Source organism: Thermoanaerobacterium aotearoense, assembly GCF_009905255.1.
In the GTDB taxonomy this organism is placed as follows: domain Bacteria; phylum Bacillota; class Thermoanaerobacteria; order Thermoanaerobacterales; family Thermoanaerobacteraceae; genus Thermoanaerobacterium; species Thermoanaerobacterium aotearoense.
This window is the reverse complement of sequence record NZ_CP047602.1, coordinates 1,136,210-1,158,256: the sequence shown is the minus strand read 5'-3', so window position 1 is coordinate 1,158,256 and position 22,047 is coordinate 1,136,210. Positions and strand designations below refer to the sequence as shown.

The 22,047-nt window shown below is 37.5% G+C and carries 25 protein-coding genes and 1 riboswitch; of the genes, 2 read left to right on the top strand and 23 right to left on the bottom strand.

Annotated features, from left to right (window positions below; all coding sequences use genetic code 11):
• Positions 1–128 precede the first annotated feature (128 nt).
• The 21 genes from minE to GSH73_RS05605 form a co-directional block, all read right to left on the bottom strand.
• Complete coding sequence (minE, locus tag GSH73_RS05705; protein ID WP_013788337.1) at positions 129–404, bottom strand: cell division topological specificity factor MinE; 276 nt, start codon at positions 402–404, stop codon at positions 129–131.
• 18 nt (positions 405–422) lie between these two features.
• Positions 423–1,226 carry a septum site-determining protein MinD gene (gene minD, locus GSH73_RS05700; RefSeq protein ID WP_014758961.1) on the bottom strand — a complete coding sequence of 268 codons (804 nt, stop codon included), beginning with the start codon at positions 1,224–1,226 and terminating at the stop codon, positions 423–425.
• A 43-nt stretch (positions 1,227–1,269) separates the two neighbouring features.
• Positions 1,270–1,914: a septum site-determining protein MinC gene (gene minC, locus GSH73_RS05695; RefSeq protein WP_014758962.1), complete on the bottom strand. Its 645-nt coding sequence runs from the start codon at positions 1,912–1,914 to the stop codon at positions 1,270–1,272.
• A gap of 93 nt (positions 1,915–2,007) precedes the next feature.
• Positions 2,008–4,320, bottom strand: a complete 2,313-nt coding sequence (locus GSH73_RS05690; protein WP_014758963.1) for a penicillin-binding protein 2 — start codon at positions 4,318–4,320, stop codon at positions 2,008–2,010.
• Between the two features lie 9 nt (positions 4,321–4,329).
• Positions 4,330–4,833 (bottom strand): rod shape-determining protein MreD, encoded by a 504-nt coding sequence (gene mreD / locus GSH73_RS05685; RefSeq protein ID WP_014758964.1) that lies wholly within the window; start codon positions 4,831–4,833, stop codon positions 4,330–4,332.
• Between the two features lie 33 nt (positions 4,834–4,866).
• Entirely contained in the window at positions 4,867–5,697 is an 831-nt protein-coding gene (mreC, locus tag GSH73_RS05680) for a rod shape-determining protein MreC (RefSeq protein WP_014758965.1), read from the bottom strand.
• Positions 5,698–5,710: 13 nt separating this feature from the next.
• Positions 5,711–6,733: a rod shape-determining protein gene (locus tag GSH73_RS05675; protein WP_038069099.1), complete on the bottom strand. Its 1,023-nt coding sequence runs from the start codon at positions 6,731–6,733 to the stop codon at positions 5,711–5,713.
• 19 nt (positions 6,734–6,752) lie between these two features.
• Complete coding sequence (gene radC, locus GSH73_RS05670) at positions 6,753–7,457, bottom strand: RadC family protein (RefSeq protein WP_014758966.1); 705 nt, start codon at positions 7,455–7,457, stop codon at positions 6,753–6,755.
• A gap of 11 nt (positions 7,458–7,468) precedes the next feature.
• Complete coding sequence (locus GSH73_RS05665) at positions 7,469–8,044, bottom strand: Maf family protein (protein WP_014758967.1); 576 nt, start codon at positions 8,042–8,044, stop codon at positions 7,469–7,471.
• Positions 8,045–8,074: 30 nt separating this feature from the next.
• The gene (locus GSH73_RS05660) at positions 8,075–8,326 is read right to left on the bottom strand and encodes a DUF4321 domain-containing protein (RefSeq protein ID WP_014758968.1); all 252 of its coding nucleotides are present in this window, start codon (positions 8,324–8,326) and stop codon (positions 8,075–8,077) included.
• Positions 8,327–8,477: 151 nt separating this feature from the next.
• Positions 8,478–10,223, bottom strand: coding sequence for an NADH-dependent [FeFe] hydrogenase, group A6 (locus GSH73_RS05655; protein ID WP_014758969.1), 1,746 nt, complete (start codon positions 10,221–10,223; stop codon positions 8,478–8,480).
• Between the two features lie 20 nt (positions 10,224–10,243).
• Positions 10,244–12,034, bottom strand: coding sequence for an NADH-quinone oxidoreductase subunit NuoF (gene nuoF / locus GSH73_RS05650; RefSeq protein WP_014758970.1), 1,791 nt, complete (start codon positions 12,032–12,034; stop codon positions 10,244–10,246).
• Positions 12,035–12,047: 13 nt separating this feature from the next.
• On the bottom strand, positions 12,048–12,413 hold the full coding sequence (locus tag GSH73_RS05645) for a (2Fe-2S) ferredoxin domain-containing protein (RefSeq protein WP_014758971.1): 366 nt from the start codon (positions 12,411–12,413) through the stop codon (positions 12,048–12,050).
• 2 nt (positions 12,414–12,415) lie between these two features.
• Positions 12,416–12,961, bottom strand: a complete 546-nt coding sequence (locus tag GSH73_RS05640; RefSeq protein WP_014758972.1) for an ATP-binding protein — start codon at positions 12,959–12,961, stop codon at positions 12,416–12,418.
• A gap of 3 nt (positions 12,962–12,964) precedes the next feature.
• Complete coding sequence (locus tag GSH73_RS05635) at positions 12,965–13,447, bottom strand: NADH-quinone oxidoreductase subunit NuoE family protein (protein ID WP_014758973.1); 483 nt, start codon at positions 13,445–13,447, stop codon at positions 12,965–12,967.
• Between the two features lie 145 nt (positions 13,448–13,592).
• Positions 13,593–14,288: a PHP domain-containing protein gene (locus tag GSH73_RS05630; protein ID WP_014758974.1), complete on the bottom strand. Its 696-nt coding sequence runs from the start codon at positions 14,286–14,288 to the stop codon at positions 13,593–13,595.
• Positions 14,285–14,614 (bottom strand): DRTGG domain-containing protein, encoded by a 330-nt coding sequence (locus GSH73_RS05625; protein WP_014758975.1) that lies wholly within the window; start codon positions 14,612–14,614, stop codon positions 14,285–14,287. Before GSH73_RS05625 ends, GSH73_RS05630 begins: the two co-directional genes overlap by 4 nt.
• Positions 14,611–15,921 (bottom strand): [Fe-Fe] hydrogenase large subunit C-terminal domain-containing protein, encoded by a 1,311-nt coding sequence (locus GSH73_RS05620; protein WP_014758976.1) that lies wholly within the window; start codon positions 15,919–15,921, stop codon positions 14,611–14,613. The genes GSH73_RS05625 and GSH73_RS05620 overlap by 4 nt, the downstream gene beginning before the upstream one ends.
• Positions 15,922–15,943: 22 nt before the next feature.
• Positions 15,944–16,363, bottom strand: coding sequence for an ATP-binding protein (locus tag GSH73_RS05615; protein ID WP_014758977.1), 420 nt, complete (start codon positions 16,361–16,363; stop codon positions 15,944–15,946).
• Positions 16,364–16,365: 2 nt separating this feature from the next.
• Positions 16,366–16,719, bottom strand: coding sequence for a DRTGG domain-containing protein (locus tag GSH73_RS05610; RefSeq protein ID WP_014758978.1), 354 nt, complete (start codon positions 16,717–16,719; stop codon positions 16,366–16,368).
• 11 nt (positions 16,720–16,730) lie between these two features.
• On the bottom strand, positions 16,731–17,531 hold the full coding sequence (locus GSH73_RS05605; protein WP_233432478.1) for an SPOR domain-containing protein: 801 nt from the start codon (positions 17,529–17,531) through the stop codon (positions 16,731–16,733).
• A 142-nt stretch (positions 17,532–17,673) separates the two neighbouring features.
• On the opposite strand from GSH73_RS05605, the gene GSH73_RS05600 reads away from it, so the two are divergent.
• Positions 17,674–18,261, top strand: a complete 588-nt coding sequence (locus GSH73_RS05600) for a lytic transglycosylase domain-containing protein (RefSeq protein ID WP_014758980.1) — start codon at positions 17,674–17,676, stop codon at positions 18,259–18,261.
• A 21-nt stretch (positions 18,262–18,282) separates the two neighbouring features.
• Here the strand turns inward: GSH73_RS05600 and typA are convergent, their stop codons facing one another.
• Positions 18,283–20,106 (bottom strand): translational GTPase TypA, encoded by a 1,824-nt coding sequence (gene typA, locus GSH73_RS05595; RefSeq protein WP_014758981.1) that lies wholly within the window; start codon positions 20,104–20,106, stop codon positions 18,283–18,285.
• Positions 20,107–20,253: 147 nt separating this feature from the next.
• Positions 20,254–20,949 (bottom strand): C40 family peptidase, encoded by a 696-nt coding sequence (locus GSH73_RS05590; RefSeq protein WP_014758982.1) that lies wholly within the window; start codon positions 20,947–20,949, stop codon positions 20,254–20,256.
• 3 nt (positions 20,950–20,952) lie between these two features.
• Positions 20,953–21,083: riboswitch (cyclic di-AMP (ydaO/yuaA leader) on the bottom strand.
• Between the two features lie 188 nt (positions 21,084–21,271).
• Between GSH73_RS05590 and GSH73_RS05585 the strand changes: the two genes are divergently transcribed.
• Positions 21,272–22,000 (top strand): AEC family transporter, encoded by a 729-nt coding sequence (locus GSH73_RS05585; RefSeq protein WP_236640056.1) that lies wholly within the window; start codon positions 21,272–21,274, stop codon positions 21,998–22,000.
• Positions 22,001–22,047: the final 47 nt, after the last annotated feature.

Here is a 22,047-nt window from a genome sequence, read left to right as displayed (position 1 = left end):
TCTTTATTTCCCTTCTATAGTAAGTATTCATGACTACAATAGTATTATATCATACAACAAACCTTTTAACTATACATTTGATTATGGATATAATTTCACCAAATTTAAAATAACCGGCTTTCCACCGGTTATCTTAAATTTTTCTTCATTTTCTTTATTGGAATGTTTGCATGCAATGCTGGAACAAATGTATCATCTGTCTTTCTTTCTTTTGTTATTTCAACATTCAAACCATCTTCATCTATCTCAACATAATTTGATATTACATTCATTATCTCGCCTTTTACCATCTCTAAAAATTTTGGAGAGACATCGGCTCTGTCATGAACAAGCAATAACTGCAACCTTTCCTTTGCCACGTTTTTACTGTTGCTTTTTCCACCAAACGATTTGAATAAGTCCATCCATTACACCTCCTGATACTACCTGCTGGATGAAATTTTAAACAAACTTTTCAATCTGTCGATTAAACCATAATTTGTGTCTAAATTTATTATCGGAACATCTTCTCCAATCAATCTCTGCGTCAGATTTCTGTAAGCCTGCCCAGCCAATGACTTTTCATCTACGACTATGGGTTCACCCTTGTTTGTAGATATGACTATATTTTCATCATCAGGAATAACACCTAATAGGTCTATTGCCAATATATCCATGATGTCATCAATGTTCATCATGTCGCCTCTTTTTACCATGTCCATCTTTATCCTGTTTATGATAAGCATATGATCTCTTACATCAGAAGCTTCTAAAAGGCCTATGATTCTGTCAGCATCTCTTACCGCTGACACTTCTGGCGTTGTAACCACTAATGCTCTATCAGCACCAGCTATTGCATTTTTAAAGCCTTGCTCAATACCTGCAGGACAATCAATTAAAATGTAGTCAAAATCTTGTCTTAGCTCCTCCGTAATTGCGCGCATTTGCTCTGGATTTACGGCTGTCTTATCTCTTGTCTGTGCTGCAGGCAACAAATAAAGCCCATCAAACCTTTTGTCTTTTATGAGAGCCTGTTTCAGGCGGCATTGACCTTCTACTACGTCAACCAAGTCGTACACAATCCTATTTTCTAATCCCATAACCACATCCAAATTTCTAAGGCCTATATCTGTATCGACCAATGCTGTTTTAAATCCTTTCATTGATAGATATGTACCGATATTAGCTGTTGTTGTAGTTTTCCCAACTCCGCCTTTCCCAGATGTTATTACTATGACTTCGCTCATTTCCTTCACTCCATTCCTCTGTTTCTTCTAATTGTTTATTTTACTATATTTTTCCATACAAGTAAAGTGGTTTGACTATTATCTTATTTTTTTTAACCAAAGCGATTTCTGGATACAATGCTTCAATATCATTATCGGGTGAACGTGAAATAATGTTAGATATTCGAAGCTGCATAGCATTTATCTTAGACGCTGCAATTATTGAATCAAGATTTCCAGACATACCTGCATGGGCGATTCCTCTTAAAGTCCCCATAATTATTATGTTGCCTGACGCCTGTACAATGCCACCAGGGTTCACATCGCCTAATACAACTAAATTTCCGTAATATTTAACGACTTGACCTGATCTTACAGTGCCTTTGTAAAACTTCGTCATGCCTTCTTCCAAACCATCGAATATGTCATTTTCACTTGTAACATTTTTTAGATGCCTTTCCTGAATCTTTTTGAACCTTACATTTACGCCGTAATTTTCTAAGACAAATTCTTTCAATTCATCTAAGCTTTTCTCATCTACGCCCAAATTTCGAAATTTCACTGTAAGCTGTGCGCCTTTAAAAAATGTCAGAGATCTCTCTATCCGATTTATTATCTTTTCTTTTAAGGCATCTATATCAGAAACATCGCTTGCTATTATCACTAATCCATCTTTTGAACCATGGATCTTAACATAATCATTTAACATTTTTTGCCCTCCCAATACAGTCTTATTTATAATATTCTCCACAACTTAAGTTTTTCCTTCTTAAAAAAAACAAAAGAGGACAAAAAATCCTCTTTAATGATTACTGGCACTTTGATTTGACGTTGTATTATTATTTGAGTTTGTGAAGCCAAAATAAGCATCCATTATGTCCCTACCTACTTGAGCCGTATATGCACCGGAACCACCTTGGTATATAAGCGCTGTAACCAAAATTTGCGGCTTGTCGTATGGCGCAAAGCCAACAAACCATGCATAGTTTTGCATCACCTTCGTGCCATGGGAGCCTACCTCGGCAGTACCAGTCTTGCCTCCAACAGGTATTGGAAAATTAGCAAATGCCGCACTGGCAGTACCACCTTCTTCTGTAGCGCCTTTCATTCCCAACTTTATAGCATCCAAGTACTTCTGAGGTATGTTTATCTTGTCTAATACTTCAGGTTTTTCCTTTTCTATTACCTTTCCATCAGGAGAGACAATTTTGTCTACCAGATGCAATCTGTATCTTGTTCCTCCGTTTAACAGTGTTGATAAATAGCTGGCAATCTCTATAGGCGTAAATTGATTGCTGCCTTGACCTATAGATGCGTTTGTGGTGTCTACTAAAGTCCACTTAGTGGCATCCATCAACTGCCATATGGTCATCTGCAATTTAGGATCTGTTATTCCCATCTTCTTAAGCTGCAAAAATGTGGAGTAATCGCTAAAATTGCCTTTGTCAATCAAGCTTACTATCTTATCGTACTGTTCCTGTGTTATCTTTCCATTTGGATTTGAGTCGGATTTAACCATCGACTTCAAAATTGATAAATTGTAATCACGCTTAAATTTCTTGCTGGAGATTATTCCCGTCGTCTCGTAAAGCTCTATGCCTGTCTTCTGGTCTAAACCCAGCATGTGAGCATATTCGTCAATTTTGTCTATCCCCATTCTGCGGCCCATCTCGTAAAAATACGTGTCAGTAGAATACTTTATTGCGTCTGATACATTTACTGCACCCTGCGTCCTTCCGTATTCACCGTACAGCCAGTTCTCTTGACCCGTAGGAGCATATATACCCGTATCAACGTACCTTTCGTTTACGGTCGTTACACCAGACTCCAATGCTGCCAACGCTGTTACCATTTTAAATGTTGAACCAGGAGGCGCTGCACCTTGTGTAGCGTAATTGAATATAGGGCTTGGGTCAATAGTGGCATTCCTCGGTTTGAACAGTTCATTTACAATGCTGCTGGGTGGATTGCCTGAAGCAAATATATTTGGATCATAACCTGGTACACTGGCAAGCGCCAAGATCTCACCTGTATTTATATCCGTAACGACTACTGCACCGATATTTGCTGGCAGGTATTCACCATGTGGACCTCTTTTTGTTTGCCTTATGTTTTCCATGGTTCTCTGTAACGATTCTTCTGCAACCTGCTGCAATTTTTCATCTATCGTAAGGTATACAGTGTCTCCAGGTTTAGGACTGACTTCGTCCAATTTTTTTATTAACCTGCCGTAATTGTCTACTTCTACTTGCTGTTTCCCGTCAGTTCCCCTTAAATACTTCTCTAAATAGCTTTCAAGTCCATAATGTCCCACAAGATCTGTTATCTGATAGCCCTTTTGGCTGTACTTTTTCCATTCCTCAGCAGTCATGCGGCCGATGTATCCTAATGTCTGCGACAACAGTGTCTTGAATGGGTATAGCCTTATTGGCTTGACTTCTATTATCACTCCAGGCAAATCTAAATGATTTTCCTCAATCTCTGCAACTGTCTGCTGGTTGGCATCGGTGGCTATCTCTACAGGCTTGTACTGTGTATATCCTTGCTCCAGCATCAATTGCTGAACAGCCATTATGCCTCGGATATCCTGTGGAGACAGCGATTTTGATATTTTGAATTTATTTATCAATAGCTGCCATGCTTCACTGGCTGTAGCATTTGAAGGGATGTTGTTGTTTTTCTTCCACTGCAGCTCCCTCTGTTTCAAAACCGATTGCGACACATTGCTTTCATCTGGATTTTGAAAATTGAAATAAGGATTGTTATTGCTGTCTAAAAATATAGGCAAATCGTCTTTATACTTTACACCGTTTTTATTGAGGATATTCAACAACTTCAAAATGACATCATTTAGATTGACGCCTTTAGCATCGCTTCTTAAAAGCTCAACCGAATAGCTTGGCCTATTTGTAGCAAGTTTTACGCCGTTTCTATCGACTATATCTCCTCGAGGCGCTGTAATGATTATGGATCTTATCGCATTGCCCAATGACTGCTCTTTATAGTAGTCACCTTTTATAAGCTGCAGATAAACCAATCTTCCTATAAGAGTAATAAGCATCAAAGCTATTACCCATCCTAATACATTAAATCTCTTCTTTAAACCTTCACTCAATTGGACCACCTAAATTTTAAAAAAAAATTTTTTTGATTTGACAAAACTATTAAGCCGGACTATATACTTGTACACAAAAATAGTTATTATGGAATTGTAAATTGATTGAACTATTACTACATTTAACAAATACGATGGATTTAAATCATATTTCATGAGGAGCATGGAAAAAATCATGATGAGGTTGTAAAGGATCGTTCCTAAAAACACAAATATGAAGGCTACAAATGTGCTTTCCCTAAAAACATTTTTGCTAAGTATCCCTGTTAAATACGCCACAATAAGAAGCGAAATTGTCACAAAACCTATAGCGTTGTTGAAAAGCACATCTACTAAAATTCCGCCAAAAAGGCTTAAAGTGATGCCTTCACCAGAACCATTTAAAAGAGAAAAAGCAATAACTAAAATTAATAAGGCGTCAGGTTTAACGCCTAATATAGCAATGTATTTCATCAACGTAGCTTGAAGAACTATTGCAAATACAATTAAAAGGTACTTATAAATGCTCCTCATTTTACCCTCCGTAAAACATGCCAAATGTCTTAATCAATCTCCGGTTGTTTTCATGTTTGTCACTACTTGCACAAACTCCAATCTCTCGAAATCAGCCTCTGGCTTTATAACAGCCTGCTTCAAAAGGGAACCTTCGTCCTTTTCTACTTTTTCTACTCTGCCTATTATAAGTCCTCTCGGAAACATGCTCATATCAGATGTGGTTATAACATCGCCTTTTTCTATCTTGGAATCAATTGGTATATATATCATGTTTAGATTTCCATTGGAATCTCCCCGGACGATGCCATTGTCTCTTGTCCTTACATCTAAAGCGCTCACCGAACTGTCTACATCAATTATAGATAAAACTTTTGACCAATCCTTACCCACATCTGTAACTATTCCAACTAAATTGCCTTTCTCGTCCAAAACTGCCATTTTAGGTTTTATTCCATTGTCTGAGCCAACATCAATATTGAATGTATTAAACCAGTTTCCCGGATTTTTGCTTATTATATTGGCAGGCTTTGTCGTTATATTCGTATTGTTGTCTTTGAAATTAAGCATGTCCCTCAATCTGTTATTCTCGTTTATATACTCCTGAAGCATAATGTCATTTTTGCTTAACTTAATTACTTCTTTTTCTAATTCAGCATTTTTTGCTCTTAGTGTCCCAATCTCTTTTACTGAAGCAAAAAAGTTAGAAATACTGTTACCTACTGAGTAAAACACCTTTTCTACAGGAGATAAAATACCGCCTATAGCTGATTCAATGGGTGTCACATTGCGTCCACCGCCATAAGTGTATGCCATGGCGGATATAAGTGCCACGGCTATAACTATAACAAATATAAATTGTTTATTTTTGAGAAATCGTGGCACTTTACCACTCCTCTCAGTTTAACTTGCTGGTAGGCGTCAAGACCCTTTTAAACAAAGAACTTTCTTCCAAGATCTTTCCTGTTCCCAATGCAACACAATCCAGTGGTTGATCAGCAATTTGAATCGGCATACCTGTCTCCTGCCGTATAAGCCTGTCTATGCCGCTTAATAGAGCGCCACCGCCTGTAAGCATTATACCTCTATCCATAATATCTGCTGCCAACTCTGGCGGAGTTTTTTCAAGTGTCAATTTGATGGCATCTAAAATGCTGGAAACCGGATCTTTTAATGCTTCTAAGATCTCTGTCGATGTAATTTTTAATGTCTTTGGAAGCCCTGATACCAAATCTCTTCCTCTTATGTCCATTGATTCTTCCTTCGCTTTTGGAAAAGCTGAGCCTATTTGGATCTTTACTTCCTCTGCCGTTCTCTCACCTATCATCAAGTTGTACTCTCTTTTGATGTAGTTTATTATTGCCTCATCCATCTCATCTCCGCCAACTCGCAAAGATTTGCTTGTAACAATTCCGCCTAAAGATATGATAGCTACATCAGTAGTACCACCGCCTATATCCACAACCATGCTTCCTGTAGGCTCCTCTACAGGTAAACCGGCACCAATAGCTGCTGCCATCGGTTCTTCAACGGTATGAGCTTCTTTTGCACCTGCCTGCAGCGATGCTTCTATTACAGCCCTCTTTTCAACCTCTGTAACGCCTGACGGAATCCCAACTATGACTCTCGGTCTAAATAATCCCTTTCTCGGATTTACTTTGCCGATAAAATGATCCAGCATCATCTTTGTTATGTCAAAATCGGCGATTACGCCATCTCTCATTGGCCTTATGGCGACGATATTTCCAGGCGTCCTTCCAACCATTTTTTTGGCTTCTTCACCTACAGCTAAAACTGTATGTGTGTCATTTTTTATCGCCACCACAGAAGGCTCTCTTAACACAATTCCCTTCCCTTGAACATAGACAAGTGTTGTTGCAGTTCCAAGATCAATACCTATATCCCTTGAAAATCCTTTCATCCTTTTTATAACTCCTTCCTTATTTATCAAAATCATAATAGCCTTTTTCTTTCAAACTTATACCTATTCCATCACCAATAATAATATGATCTAATACCTTTATTCCTATTAAATTGCCACCTTTATAAATCCTATCTGATACTTCTACATCTTCTCTGCTGGGAGTGGGATCACCGCTTGGATGATTGTGAACCATTATTATAGAAGATGCTGACCTTTCGATAGCAGCTTTAAATACTTCTCGCGGATGAACTATAGAAGTATTTAAACTCCCTATTGAAACAGTGTCAACAGCAATCACCTTATTTTTCACATTCAGCAAAACTACTTTAAAGTGCTCTTTGTTTAAGTATCTCATTTCATCCATAAGCAAGCTTATCACGTCGTCAGGTTTCTTTATGATATAGCCGTCACTGTAGCCTGCAAGGGCCATTCTGCGTCCAAGCTCAATAGCAGCCTTGATTTTCGCTGCTTTTGCCAATCCTATGCCTTTTATCTCTGAAAGCCTTTCTACACCTGTGTCTAACAGGTATTTAAGCCCATGCCCTTCGCTTAAAAGCCTTTGTGACAACATTATGGCACTCTCATCTTTATTTCCCGTCCCTATAATTATAGCCATTAGTTCGGCGTTTGACAATACAGACGGGCCGTATTTTATGAGTCTTTCTCGTGGTCTATCATCTTCTGGCAAATCTTTAATCGTTACGCGAGATTCCTCTCCCATACATTACCCCCCTAAAGCAAATGCACGTTAAATTCTCTCGACAAAATATCATGCAATTTTGATATAGGAAGCCCTACTACATTGTAATAATCGCCATTTATCTTCTCCACAATAAGCGAACCATAGCCTTGTATGGCATATGAACCTGCTTTATCAATGTACTCGCCTTTTTCTATATAATTAAAGATCATTTCATCGCTTAAACTTTTGATGTAAACATCTGTTTTTTCATATTCTGTAACTATTTTATTCTGTTTCAATGATACGACCGTAATGCCAGTATAAACTTGATGCCATCGCCCTGTCAGCATCCTTAGCATATTAAAGGCGTCACTTTTATTTTTAGGTTTACCAAGGACAATTCCATCTGCAAAAACTACTGTATCGGCTCCTATAATTAGAAAATCACCACTTAATTTTTCTGCGACGAATGATGCTTTTTTTCTTGATAAATCCATGACAATCTTCTCTGGCTCTTTTTCATCTGTCACTTCTTCTACATCACTTGGCATTACAGAAAAATTCACACCAATATTTGATAGTATTTCGCTTCTCCTGGGAGAACCAGATGCAAGTACAATTTCCATATACACATACTCCACTTTCGATCTTATAGATTATTTTACCTTATAATACGAAAATATAGCAATTATAAGTCCTATTACAGTTCCCAAGTTGAACCTAAAAGCCAACAGGAACGATACTTTTATAAAATTTAGGTCGATATTTATTGGACTGTTCATTCCTATCATCTGTTGGTACGAAAAAGCATGAACGTACTTAGCAAGGAAGTCTCCAACAAATCCACCAAAAAGAAGACCTACTAAAAGCAAAAAACACAATGTACCAATTCCCTTGCTTCTCTTCATCTTCCCACTCCTTCTGTTTATTTTCTCCCAAATCACTTGTTTTAAAACTTTTCCTTTTAATTATAACATAAATATATTGTATTTCGACATAATCTAATCTTTTTTTAATATGTTATTTATGGCAAAAAAAATCTCCCTTTAGGGAGATTTTTTAATCATTCATAGGATAAAGATCTTTTTTGCTATAGGTTGTATGAAGCAAGTGATGAGATTTTTCTCCTAATGGGCTTATTAAGAATTCTTCGTACAGCTTTGTTATCATTGGATTTTTGTGAGACTTTCTGATAGGCAAGTCTTTATCTGCTTCATATATGGCTTTTAACCTACTTTTCCTCACCAAATCTTTTTCATTTGGATTGTGTATTGGCTGTCCGCCGCCCATTATGCAACCGCCAGGGCACCCCATGACTTCTATGAAATGGTACTCTGCCTCGCCATTCTTTATCTTGTCTAAGAGTTTCTTAGCATTCCCTGTGCCATTTGCTACAGCTATTTTTATTTCTTTTCCGCCTATGTCAATCTTCGCTTCTTTTATTCCTTCCAATCCTCTTACTTCTTCGTACTCAAAATTCTCAATATCTTTTCCTTCAACTATATCTGCAACAGTTCTTAAAGCCGCTTCCATGACACCGCCTGTAGCACCGAATATGACACCAGCACCGGATGATTCGCCCAGCGGATTGTCGTATTCGCTGTCAGGCAAGTTGACAAAATCTATGCCTGACTGTTTTATCATACGAGCAAGCTCCCTCGTCGTCAAAACAGCATCTACATCTTTCATGCCATCTACTATCATTTGAGGCCTGTCTATCTCATACTTCTTGGCAGTACACGGCATAATTGATACAACGAAGATATCCTTTGGATCTATTCCTTCTTTTTCCGCAAAATAGCTCTTTATTATTGCGCCCATCATCATGTGAGGCGATTTGCAAGTAGAAAGATTGTCTATAAATTCTGGATAATACCTTTCACAATAGTTTATCCATCCAGGGCTGCAGGATGTTATCATAGGAAGCTTACCGCCTTCGTTAAGCCTCTTTAAAAGTTCATTTCCTTCTTCTATTATGGTTAAATCTGCAGCAAAGTCTGTGTCAAACACTTTGTCAAACCCAAGCCTTTTTAAAGCTGATACCATTTTCCCTGTCACTATCGAACCATAAGGCATTCCAAACTCTTCACCAAGTGCAACTCTCACAGCAGGTGCTGTCTGAACTACAACGTATTTCTTCTCATCCAAAAGCGCATCGTAAACAATCTTTGTATGGTCTTTTTCATAAATCGCTCCGACAGGACATGCTTCTATACACTGTCCGCAGCTAATACATGGTGATTCGTTTAGACCTCTGCCAAATGAAGGTGCAACAATAGTCTTAAATCCTCTGTTAACCATGCCTATGGCGAAAACATTCTGCACATTGTTGCAGGTAGCAACACACCTTCTACACAATACGCATTTATTTGGGTCTCTTACGATGGAAGGAGACGACTCATCTTTTTGATATTTTATATTTTCGCCCATAAACCTTATTTCATCTATGCCAGACTTTCTACTTAAATCTTGCAACTCACAGTTTCCGCTTCTTACGCATGTAAGGCAGCTTCTGTCGTGTGCAGACAGTATAAGCTCTAAATTAGATCTCCTTGCCTCTCTTACACGAGGAGTATTCGTGTATATTTCCATTCCGTCGCTTACAGGATAAACACAAGATGCCTGTAAATTTCTAACGCCTTTTATCTCAACAACGCATAGCCTGCAAGCACCTATTTCGTTTATCTCTTCAAGGTAGCATAATGTCGGAATCTCAATTTTTGCATATTTTGCAGCTTGCAATACTGTATAGTTAGCAGGTACTTCTGCAGGAATTCCATCAATAGTTATTCGAACTTTATCCATGTTTTGCACTCCTTTCATTACTATTTCTTGTATATAGCATCAAACGGACATTTATCCATACATGTTCCACATTTTATACATTTATCTTGATCTATCACATGAGGCTGCTTTACTTTTCCAGATATGGCGTTTGTAGGACAATTCTTGGCACATATGCCGCATCCCTTACATTTATCTGGATCAATTCTAAATTTCAGAAGTGCCTGGCAAACACCTGCAGGACACCTTTTCTCCTTTATGTGCGCCTCATATTCATCTCTAAAATACCTTATAGTGGAAAGAACAGGGTTAGGAGCTGTTTGACCTAATCCACACAAAGAAGACGCCTTTATGGAATTAGCAAGAGTTTCAAGTTTCTCGATATCTCCTTCTTCGCCCTTTCCTGATGTTATCTTATTAAGCAGTTCCAACATTCTTCTCGTACCTATGCGACATGGTGAGCATTTGCCACATGATTCATCAACGGTAAATTCCAAGAAGAATTTTGCAATATCAACCATACAGTTGTCTTCGTCCATTACGATAAGTCCACCTGAACCCATCATGGAACCAATATTAAGAAGCGAATCATAGTCAATAGGTGTATCTAAATGCTCCGCAGGAATGCATCCACCAGATGGTCCACCAGTTTGAGCTGCTTTGAATTTCTTGCCATTTGGTATTCCGCCACCTATTTCAAATATGATCTCTCTCAGGGTTGTACCCATAGGTATTTCTACCAAGCCAGTATTGTTGATTTTTCCGCCAAGAGCAAATACCTTTGTGCCTTTAGATTTTTCAGTGCCTATACTTGCGAACCATTCTGCACCATTCAATATTATCGCAGGAATATTTGCATAAGTTTCAACGTTGTTTATGATAGTTGGTTTTTCCCACACGCCTTTTACAGCAGGGAATGGAGGCCTTGGCCTTGGTTCACCGCGTTTTCCCATGACAGAATTTAAAAGTGCAGTCTCTTCACCGCAGACAAAAGCACCTGCTCCAAGCCTTATCTCTATATCAAAGTCAAATCCCGTATTGAAAATATTTTTGCCTAAAAGTCCGTATTCTCTTGCTTGATCTATCGCAATTTGAAGCCTCTTTACTGCAAGAGGATATTCAGCCCTTACATAAATATAACCATGGTTAGCACCAATTGCATATCCTGCTATAGCCATAGCTTCCAAAACGCTGTGAGGATCTCCCTCCAATACGCTTCTATCCATGAAGGCACCAGGATCCCCTTCATCAGCATTACAAACGACGTACTTAGGCGTCTCTTTTTGGTTGTAAGCAAATTCCCACTTTATACCTGTAGGGAAGCCACCACCACCTCTACCTCTTAAGCCTGACTTTTTAATCTCATTTATGACTTCCTCAGGCGTCATCTCAGTCAATACCTTTGCCAATGCTTTATAGCCATCAAATGCAATTGCTTCTTTTATATCCTCTGGGTTTATAAGACCACAGTTTCTTAAAGCAACTCTCTGCTGTTTCTTGAAAAATGCTGTTTCCTCTAAAGGTTTGATTCCTTCTTCTGTGACGCTTTCTCCATAAAGATACTTTTTAACAACTCTTCCTTTTAGAAGGTGTTCTTCCACGATTTCCGGAACATATTCTTCTTTGACACAGCTGTAAAACACGCCTTCTGGATACACGACAACAACTGGGCCCAACTCACAAAGTCCAAAGCATCCAGTTCTTACAACCTGAACTTCTTTGTCTAAACCTTTATTTGCAATTTCTTCTTCAAAGCATTTTGCTATTCTATCTGAATTTGACGATGTACATCCAGTACCACCGCACACCATAACATGTGATCTATATAACATCTACAGCCCTCCTTTATTCAACACTACTAATAGTCCATTCTTTAATCGGATGTCCGTTAACTACATGTTCCGCAACTATCTGCCTTGCCTTGTTTTCATCAACTTTTATATACGTAACTTTTTCTTGTCCAGGAACATAAACATCTACCATAGGCTCATATTTGCACATGCCGATACAACCAGTCTCAGCAACAACTACATCCGTAATATTTCTCTTGCCAAGCTCATCTAATATAGCCATCATAACTGGCCTTGCGCCAGCAGCTATACCACACGTAGCCATGCCGACCGTAATTCTTATGCCGTTTCTATCTTTACGAAGATTTACCTTTTCCAATGTCTCTTTTCTTATTTTTTCTAATTCCTCTATAGATTTCATATTTACACCTCCATGACACAATTTATGTTTTCTTCAAGGTACTCAATTAGCCACCGCAATACAGAAGGCTCTGTAATCTTTACGCCATTTAGCAGTTTTTTAACATCCAAAGTATTAAAGGAAAATTTTCTACCATCCGATATAATTTCAAATAACACGTCAACATCACTATCAGAGACTATAAGCGAAACTATAGTAGAAGGTATATCGCCAATTGGAATCAAATCAACACTTGAAAGATTAAAAGTTCCTTCTACATAAGTGCCAACACCTTTTTGAGACCTTATTTTTGCATCTCCGCCGCATTGAAGGGCTAATTCTTTAAAAAAAGGCAAACCCAATCCAACTTTCCGCTCTTTCCTTGTTGTCGTAAAAGGATCAAACGCTTTTTTTAAAAGTTCATCGTCCATTCCACAACCGTCATCTTCAATGCTTAAACGCATAAAATCCTTTTTATGATCAATTTCTAATTTGATCGATATATTTTTTGCACCAGCTTTTATACTATTTTGAGCAATATCTAAAATGTAAAGCGATAACTCTTTCATATCTTAATCAAATTTCTTCAATATATCTTCAACATCATCAGGTGTCAATCTGCCAAAAACTTCTCCGTTTATCATCATTACAGGTGCAAGACCGCAAGCACCTAAACAGCGAGTCGCTTCAAGTGAAAACTTGCCATCACCTGTCACGTCTCCTACGCTTATGCCAAGCTTCTCTTTTAATTTGTCTAATACCATCGCAGAACCTTTTACGTAACAAGCAGTGCCAAGGCAAACGCCGATTTTATACTTCCCGGATGGCTTTAATGTGAAACGTGAGTAAAAAGTCGCGATTCCAAATATCTCTGTCAATGGTACATTCATTTCTTCTGAAATAAATTGCTGAACTTCTATAGGCAAATAGCCAAATATTTCTTGAGCTTCATTCATGACAGCAATCAAAGAACCGTCTGTATCTTTCAATTGGTCTATCACTTTTTTTAACTTATTTATATTTTCTTCGCTGAATTTTTCGTAGATTGCCTGCATCTAATACCTTCCTTTTAAAAAAATTAATCTTTAAAATTGCAAAATAGGACATAATTATTATACCATATGTTAATTATTTTTTTAACAGTTAAAAATAAAAATTTTTTTATTTTCTGATAATCCCGACTAATTTGATATGTTTTCTTTACTTGCACATCCAGTCGACTACCATATTCAAATCATCTAAATCAAAGCAATTTACCCTTTCGCTTATGTGGCCTAAATGATGAGCATCAGAAGAAGTGAGTCTTTTATACTTCTTTATACATTCATCTACAATGCGATTGGCAATCAATGATGAAGAAACTTCTACAGTTTTAAGATTTGATATATCTGGTATAAAGCCGAGATTTGAAATGATGCTGTAAGAAGTGCGATCTATGTGAGCAGGCACAGCAGCACCAATGCCATCCATCATTCTAAAGATTTCATCAACAGAAAAGCTGCTGGAAGATAGAAGCAGCTTTTCTGCTTCATCCACAATATTGTCGTCTTTATCCATAATCAATTGATTTCCGAAAAGATATTTGTTATTTTTTACGCAGTCTAAGCTGTTATAAATCATTTCACCAAAATTCAAACAGTCGAGAATATCAAAAAAATAACATAATACATGAACTTCTTCCTTTGTCTGAACCTCTATGCCTGGTATAAACTTTATTCCCTTCTGCCGGCATAATTCATGGACGGCTTCGACATTTTTAGTTGAATTATGATCTGTCAAAGATATTACGTCAAGGCCTTTTATCAAAGCCATATTGACAATATTATTAGGAGTCATATCATCATCTGCACATGGCGATAATGATGAATGAATGTGCAAATCATAGTAAAACTTCATTTAATCATCTCACTTAATTTAACTGCTGCTTCAAATGAACTGCCATTAAACGCTATAACAGGTATGTTTTCCTCATCAGCCTTTTCTTTAGCATTTTCATCAAGTTTTTCTCCTTCACAGATGATGATGCAGCTTATATCTGTCATAACGGCAACCGCAATCACATTCACATGCGTCTGAATCGTCACCCATGCGCTTCCGCTTTTCACGTGAGACATTACAAAGCTTAGCAAATCACACACATAGACATTGCTTACTTCCTTTTCTATGCCTCCCTCACCTGCTACCAAAGTAAATTCATGGCTTAATATATCCTTTACTTTCAAGGCTTTACCTCCTTATCACTGCCTATTACAGGCGGAATTTTTATAGAAAGTTTATTTATTTCTTCTGCCAGTATCTTTATCCTGTCTTTTAATTTAAAGATGCAGTCATATTCGCTGGCAAATCCTTTTACTACATCCTCTGCAAGAGCCCTGCATCCAGGGGAGCCACAAGAACCGCAATCAAGTCCCGGCAAGCTTTTATAGATTTCATCAATTGATTTCATCATGTCAATAGCTTTGTCTATGTCTTCATCTAAATTTAAAACATCGCTTTTTTTAAGTTTGACATTTAGCATAAACTCATGAAAATCCACCGCTATATATTTTTTTACCGATACATCCTTGTTTAATTTTTCTTTTAATTTCATTATCCTATTTCTGGCAATAAAATTATTTGCAACAGTCAAAGGGCCTCCCACACATCCACCAACACAAGCAAGACCTTCAAAAAAATCAATGTCGTCTAATTTTCCTAATTCAATATCCTCTAATACACCTATGACATTTTGAATTCCATCTACAAAAAGACAATTTTCCAATGATGTGCCGTACGATTCACCGCCTGCATTTGCCCATCCAACTCCAATCATTGATGAAGTATGCTCAATTTTCTTCTCAGCAAATTTTCTTTTGTCCAATATCATGCTGTAGACATCCCTCATGGAAAAAACACCGTCTATATACGACTTTTCAATGCCTATGGGATTTTTCACACTGGTGACTTTCGCAGCACACGGCGATACAAAAAACACTCCTATTTCTTCGTCTTTTAACCCTGTTTTCTTTTTAGCTTCATCTCTGGCAATTTTCCCAGCCACCTCAACAGGCGGCATTATATCTAAAATATTATCCATCAATGAAGGAAATCTCTGTTGAATAAGCCGAACAATAGCGGGACATGCGGATGATATAATGGGCCTTTTGTAATCTTTCGCCTTTACTATATTTCGAGTTATATACGATACGATGTCAGCAGCATAAGCAACCTCAAAAACTTCGTCAAACCCGCATGATTGCAAAGATGCCAATATGTCGCCTATTGTCATATCTTTAAATTGCCCGTAAAGAGAAGGCGCTGGAAGAGCGATTCTATATTTGTAATTTTCCATCATGCCTATATCGTCTGTCACCACGACTTTAGCATGATAAGGGCATACCCTTACGCACTCCCCGCAATCAATACATTTCTCTTTTATTATCTTTGCCTTTCCATCCCTCACACGTATCGCCTCAGTAGGGCACCTTTTTATACAATTGGTACATCCTTTACACCTATCTCTATCAAGAGTCACAGAATGAAAATACATTGTAAACAACCCACCTTAGAATTTAAAAATTAATCGTCATGACGATTTTCGTCCCGCTTTCATCGTGATTAACTATTTCCATAGTATCGGCATTTCGCTTCATGTTTGGCAGCCCCATCCCTGCGCCAAACCCCATTTCAATCACTTCTTTTGGCGCTGTGGAATATCCTTCTTTCATAGCCAGTTCCAGATCTTTTATGCCAGGGCCTGTATCCTCAGCGACTATCACAATTTTGTCTTTATATATTTCAAAATGCATCTTGCCTCCATAAGAATGAATGACTATATTCATCTCAGCTTCATAAGCTGCAATCGATGCCCTTCTAACTATGTCAGATGGTATCGAAAGCATAAGCAAAGTCTTCCGGAACTTACTTGACGACTCTCCTGCAGATGAAAAATCTCTTGCTTTAACATCAAAATCCATTGTATACGGCTTCACGATTAAAATTCACTCCCACAATTAAGTCCATTTTTATATAAAAGGCCGCAAGCGATAAAAAGCGGATAATCTGTCTTCATAACCACTATAGACGCAGAAGCTGCCATATCCAAGATCTCAGGTCCAGGCTCTTTTCCTCTCACAAAGACGATACACACTATATCTCCCAAGACTTCCGCCGTTCTAACAACTTGAACATTTGTAAGCCCTGTTAAAAGCAGTGATTTTTCATCTTTTGAAGCCAAAACATCGCTCATCAAGTCTGCGCCGCAAGCCGTATTTACTTCTTCAGACAATCTATCATGACCACAAAGCACTTCCGCGTTTAATATTTCTTTCACTTCTTCAAGTTTCATGCTGCACTCCCCTATTTATAATAACTCATGCTGTTATAATACTGTTTTATGGAATCCATAAGAAGCTTTTGAGTCAATCCATAAGCATTTCCGTCATTTAATTCAAACGATGTCCTTACATCGTCAAGATTGTTTAAAATTTGACTATTAATTTTCTTCGTATCCTCCAAAACTTTTTTTAAATTTTCATCTATATTTATATTATAAGTCATGTTGCTGTACTTTTTAAAGTATTTTTCCGTATCGTCTATATCTTTTTCGCTGGCAGTCTGCAATGCCATTTTATACGAAAGCTGTGATAAATGTGACAAATCGTTTAAAAAAACATCTATATTGTCAATTGCTTCCTTTACGCTTTCTTCCGAACTTTTTTCATAGTATATCTGATAAACAGGTCCATAGTACAAAGCTACAGATGAATTAATGCCACTTTTATTGAGCTTTAAGCTGAAATCATAGGCATCTTTTTTGTCCATAAATTGTCCCAAACACAAAACATAATTTCCGCCATCTTTAAGGATTTCACCGTAGATTCCTTTCATGGTAAGCAAATTCAAATTATATGAAGCATCTTTTTCATCCTTGTACTGTCCTATTTTTACAACGTAATAATTAATCTGTGGCACTTCCATGGAATAAGAATAAACATTTTTTTCAGACAGCTTAGCCAGATATGGCTTTATGGCATACTGAGAAATGACAAATCCTATTCCTATAGATGCTACTATTGACAAAGCCAATAGCAATACAACCCTTTTAAAGCCTAATTTTGTATTTTTCTTGCTTTCTTCGTCTGTATACACATTAATCACCTAATTATATATTCTACACCAAACACTAAAATCCTTTTTACAAATCATTCATTATTTGAGACTATATTCTCATTTTTTAAAACGAATAAAGGATTTTTAATTTTTTTGTCGAATTATAGATAATATGAGGAGGTTTTGGAAAATGGATTATGTAGATTCAATCATCGAAAGCAGATTTAGCGATATACAATCGCGATTACCTGTAAACATAAACCTCGTAGATAAAAGCAGTTCATTTCAGGACATCTTAAATGAATTGATAAGCGAAGAAACTGCTTCTACTGACAATGCTAAATCTGAAACAACTGATTTCAATAATAAAACGCCAGATATGCCTGCCGTATCAAAAGACAAAATAGAAAGCTATATAGATGAGGCTTCAAAAAAATACGGCGTCAGCAAGGATTTGATAAATGCTGTCATAAAAGCCGAATCAGACTACAATCCTTATGCTGTATCAAGCGCAGGCGCAATGGGCCTAATGCAGTTAATGCCGTCAACAGCTCAGTATTTAGGTGTAACAAATCCATTCGATCCAGAAGAAAATATTGATGGTGGTACAAAACTACTAAGCCAATTGCTTAATAAATACAGCAATACTGCATTAGCTTTAGCAGCTTACAACGCGGGAGAAGAATCCGTAAATAAGTACAGTGGCATACCGCCTTATGAAGAAACCATAAACTACATAAGCAAAATACTCAACGACACATCTGATGGTTCAAAATAAAAAAAGGGGTCATACCCCCTTTTATTGTTTATATTTAGCATTTTTATACCTTTGTTGTGCGCTCAATATCTTCTTTCTAAGCCTTATACTTTTAGGCGTAACTTCCACAAGTTCATCGTTAGCGATAAATTCCAAAGCTTCTTCAAGAGACATTTCTCTAACAGGCGAAAGCCTTAATGCCTCATCTGCAGTGGCAGAACGCAAATTAGTAACATGCTTTTTCTTGCAAACATTGACATCTATATCTTCACTTCTGGAATTTTCACCAACTATCATGCCTTCGTACACTTCAACACCTGGGCCAACAAAAAGAGTTCCTCTTTCTTGTGCATTGTAAAGCCCATAAGTCGTTGTGGTACCTGCCTCAAATGCAACTAAAGATCCTCTTGACCTTGTTGGTATATCACCTTTGTACGGTTCATAGTCATAGATTATAGACGTCATTATCCCATTTCCCTTGGTATCCGTAAGAAATTCAGAGCGATAACCAATTAATCCTCTTGTCGGTATCTTAAATTTCAACCTTAATGTACCGGGCTTCAAAGTGTGCATATCCATAAGCTCCCCTTTTCTTGAGCCCATCTTTTCCATCACTACGCCCATGTAATCTTCTGGTATGTCAATAGTAACAAGCTCAATAGGCTCATGCTTGACACCGTTTATCTCCTTTATAATCACAGATGGCTTAGAAACCTGAAGCTCATATCCTTCTCGCCTCATAGTCTCTATTAAAATGGACAAATGCAGCTCGCCACGTCCAGATACTTTAAATGCTTCTGTCGTCTCTGTCTCTTCCACTCTTAATGCAACATTCGTTTCAAGCTCTTTAAAAAGCCTTTCTCTTATATGTCTCGATGTCACGTACTTGCCTTCCCTACCTGCAAATGGACTCGTATTTACGCCGAATGTCATCGAAATGGTTGGCTCTTCTATTTCAACAAAGTCTACAGCCTCTGGCTTTTCTGGATCGGCTATCGTCTCTCCAATCTCAATATCGCTTATGCCTGATACAGCTACTATATCACCCAACTTAGCATCATCAACCTGTACTCTTTTCAAACCTTCATACTGATACAAATTGCTTAATTTTACATTTTGCACAGCCCCATCTCTTTTACATATTGCTACACTCTCTCCCGACACAATCTTACCTCTAACCACTTTTCCAATAGCGATTCTTCCAATGTAATCATCGTAATCAAGGGTCGTAACAATAAGCTGCAGTGGATCATCTATATTACCTTCCGGCGCCGGAATCTCTTTTAAGATAGTGTCAAAAAGAGGACGCAGATCTACCGATTCATCCTTTAAACTTAACTTAGCAATGCCCTCTCTGGCAGAAGCATATACTACAGGGAAATCTATCTGATCGTCATCGGCACCCAGCTCAATGAAAAGATCAAGGACTTCATCGATGACTTCTTCCGGCCTTGCATCAGGTCTATCGATTTTATTCACAACTACTATAGGTTTTAAATTAAGCTCTAAAGCCTTGCTTAATACAAATCTGGTCTGAGGCATCGGTCCTTCAAAGGCATCTACAAGCAGCAGTACACCGTCAACCATTTTAAGTACCCGTTCTACCTCACCGCCAAAATCAGCATGTCCAGGTGTATCAACTATGTTTATCTTTACACCATTGTACCTTATGGCAGTGTTCTTCGAAAGAATTGTTATCCCTCTCTCCCTCTCTAATTCATTTGAGTCCATTACCCTCTCTTCTACTTTTTCATTCTGTCTAAAAATGCCACTTTGTTTAAGCATTCCATCTACTAAAGTTGTTTTCCCATGATCAACATGCGCTATTATAGCTACATTCCTTATATCGTCCCTTACAAACCCCATTTAGGTTAACTCCTTCCACACAAATGCAAATTTTATACAATATATAATGATATATTAATATGCCTAAATAGTCAACAAACTATAAAATACCGTCTAAAAATGCATCAAAAAAAGACACATAAAGTGCCTTTTTGTCGTTATATTTAGTTACTGTATAACCCTTCTGGCTGTAGCATAATGAGTGCTGTAGTAGTCTTCATACAAAGAGCTTATCATGACTTTTCCTGCGCCAGATGAAGCGTGCATAAACTGGCCATTTCCTATGTATATTCCAGCATGGTTTATTATGCTGCTACCCAATGTCTTAAAAAACACTAAATCACCAGGCTGCAAATCTGCTCTATCGACGTACGTCCCTACCGTAGCTTGCTCATCAGCTACCCTCGGCAAACTAATGCCAACGCTTTTAAAGACGTATTGAGTAAAACCTGAACAATCAAAGCCTGATGGAGATTCACCACCGTAAACATACCTTGTTCCTAAAAACTCTTTTCCAAAGTCAATCAGCCTTGAGGCAATGCTTCTGTCAACATCACCTCTTGACACCGTACTTGAAGATCTTAATGAAAGGTACTTGCTGTATATCCAGCCTACAGTCCCATCTGAAAGCTTTATGTTGTACCAGCCATTATCCTGTCCAATCACTGTAACCACATCGTTATAGTTTAACTGTGTGATAACCTTTGACGACAAGCTTCCGCCATTTCTAACATTTACACCGTTTCCAACGACAATGCCGCTTCCAAGATCTGCTGCATAAATGTGAGTAAGCATCGAGGAACCTACCATCGTCATGCCGAAAACGGATACACCAAAAATAAATTTGCCTAATTTGCTATTCATAGCTAATCTCCTTCCTTTTGCCTCCGGAGTTAGTTGACGGGTGCGGAATAGAAGGTATCCCTACTGCCTCTGGCAGATTAACCCCAAACATGAAAAATCCTCCGTACCTAAATAGGATTCGGCAAGATTGCTAATATGTACAAGTTTCTTTTATTTTATCAAAAATAATTAATAAAGTCAATGTTTTCATAATAATTTTTTAAGATTTTTTTAATAATCTCTTAATATATTTTATAAAAAATTTATAAATTTGTTACAATCTCTATAAATAAGCGATCTATTGTAGTATAATTTTATTTGATATACGAAAAGGAGGATACGGATGAGCCAAATAGTCATACTTCAAAAAGTCGCAATAAGCATCATCATAATATTTTTCGGTTACGCGGTAAAAAAAATGAAATTTCTGCCTGCAGAAACAGGAAAGGTGCTAAATAGTTTTATTATCTACATAACGTTGCCTGCCAGCATCGCAAAAGTTTTCTTGACGACAAAAGTAAACACGAATTTATTCGTTTTGACGTTATCAGGCTTTGCTTTTGGCTTCATCACTTTTATTATAGGCTTTTTGGCCTTTAGAAACGCAAATTTAAAAAGAGAGACAAAAGGCACCTTGATTATATCTCTCTGCGGATACAACATAGGTCTTTTCGCTTTCCCGTTTGTCCAACAAATTTACGGCAACAATGGTCTTTTGCACATTGCCATGTTTGACATGGGAAATTCATTTAACGTCTTTGGAGTCGCATATATTGCTGCATACGCATTTTCTCAAAGCGATAAATTAGATCTAAAAAAAGTATTCAAAAAGATCTTGTGCTTTGTACCTTTTGACACTTATGAATATTTTCGGCAACTTCTGTTGCCTGATATATCTGAATTTCAGGAGACATCTTTTAAATTTATCCCCCAAAATTTCATTCTGAAATCCTTTTTCGATTTCCAATTCATTTACATCTTTATTTACATTGTAAGATTTTTTCTTTATATTTCCCTTTATTTAACATATATGGTTGCATTCTATCTTGACTTTTTTAAATCGCCCCAATAATCGAAATGGATGGTGTTTTTACCATACTACTTGTTATTGAGGTGATT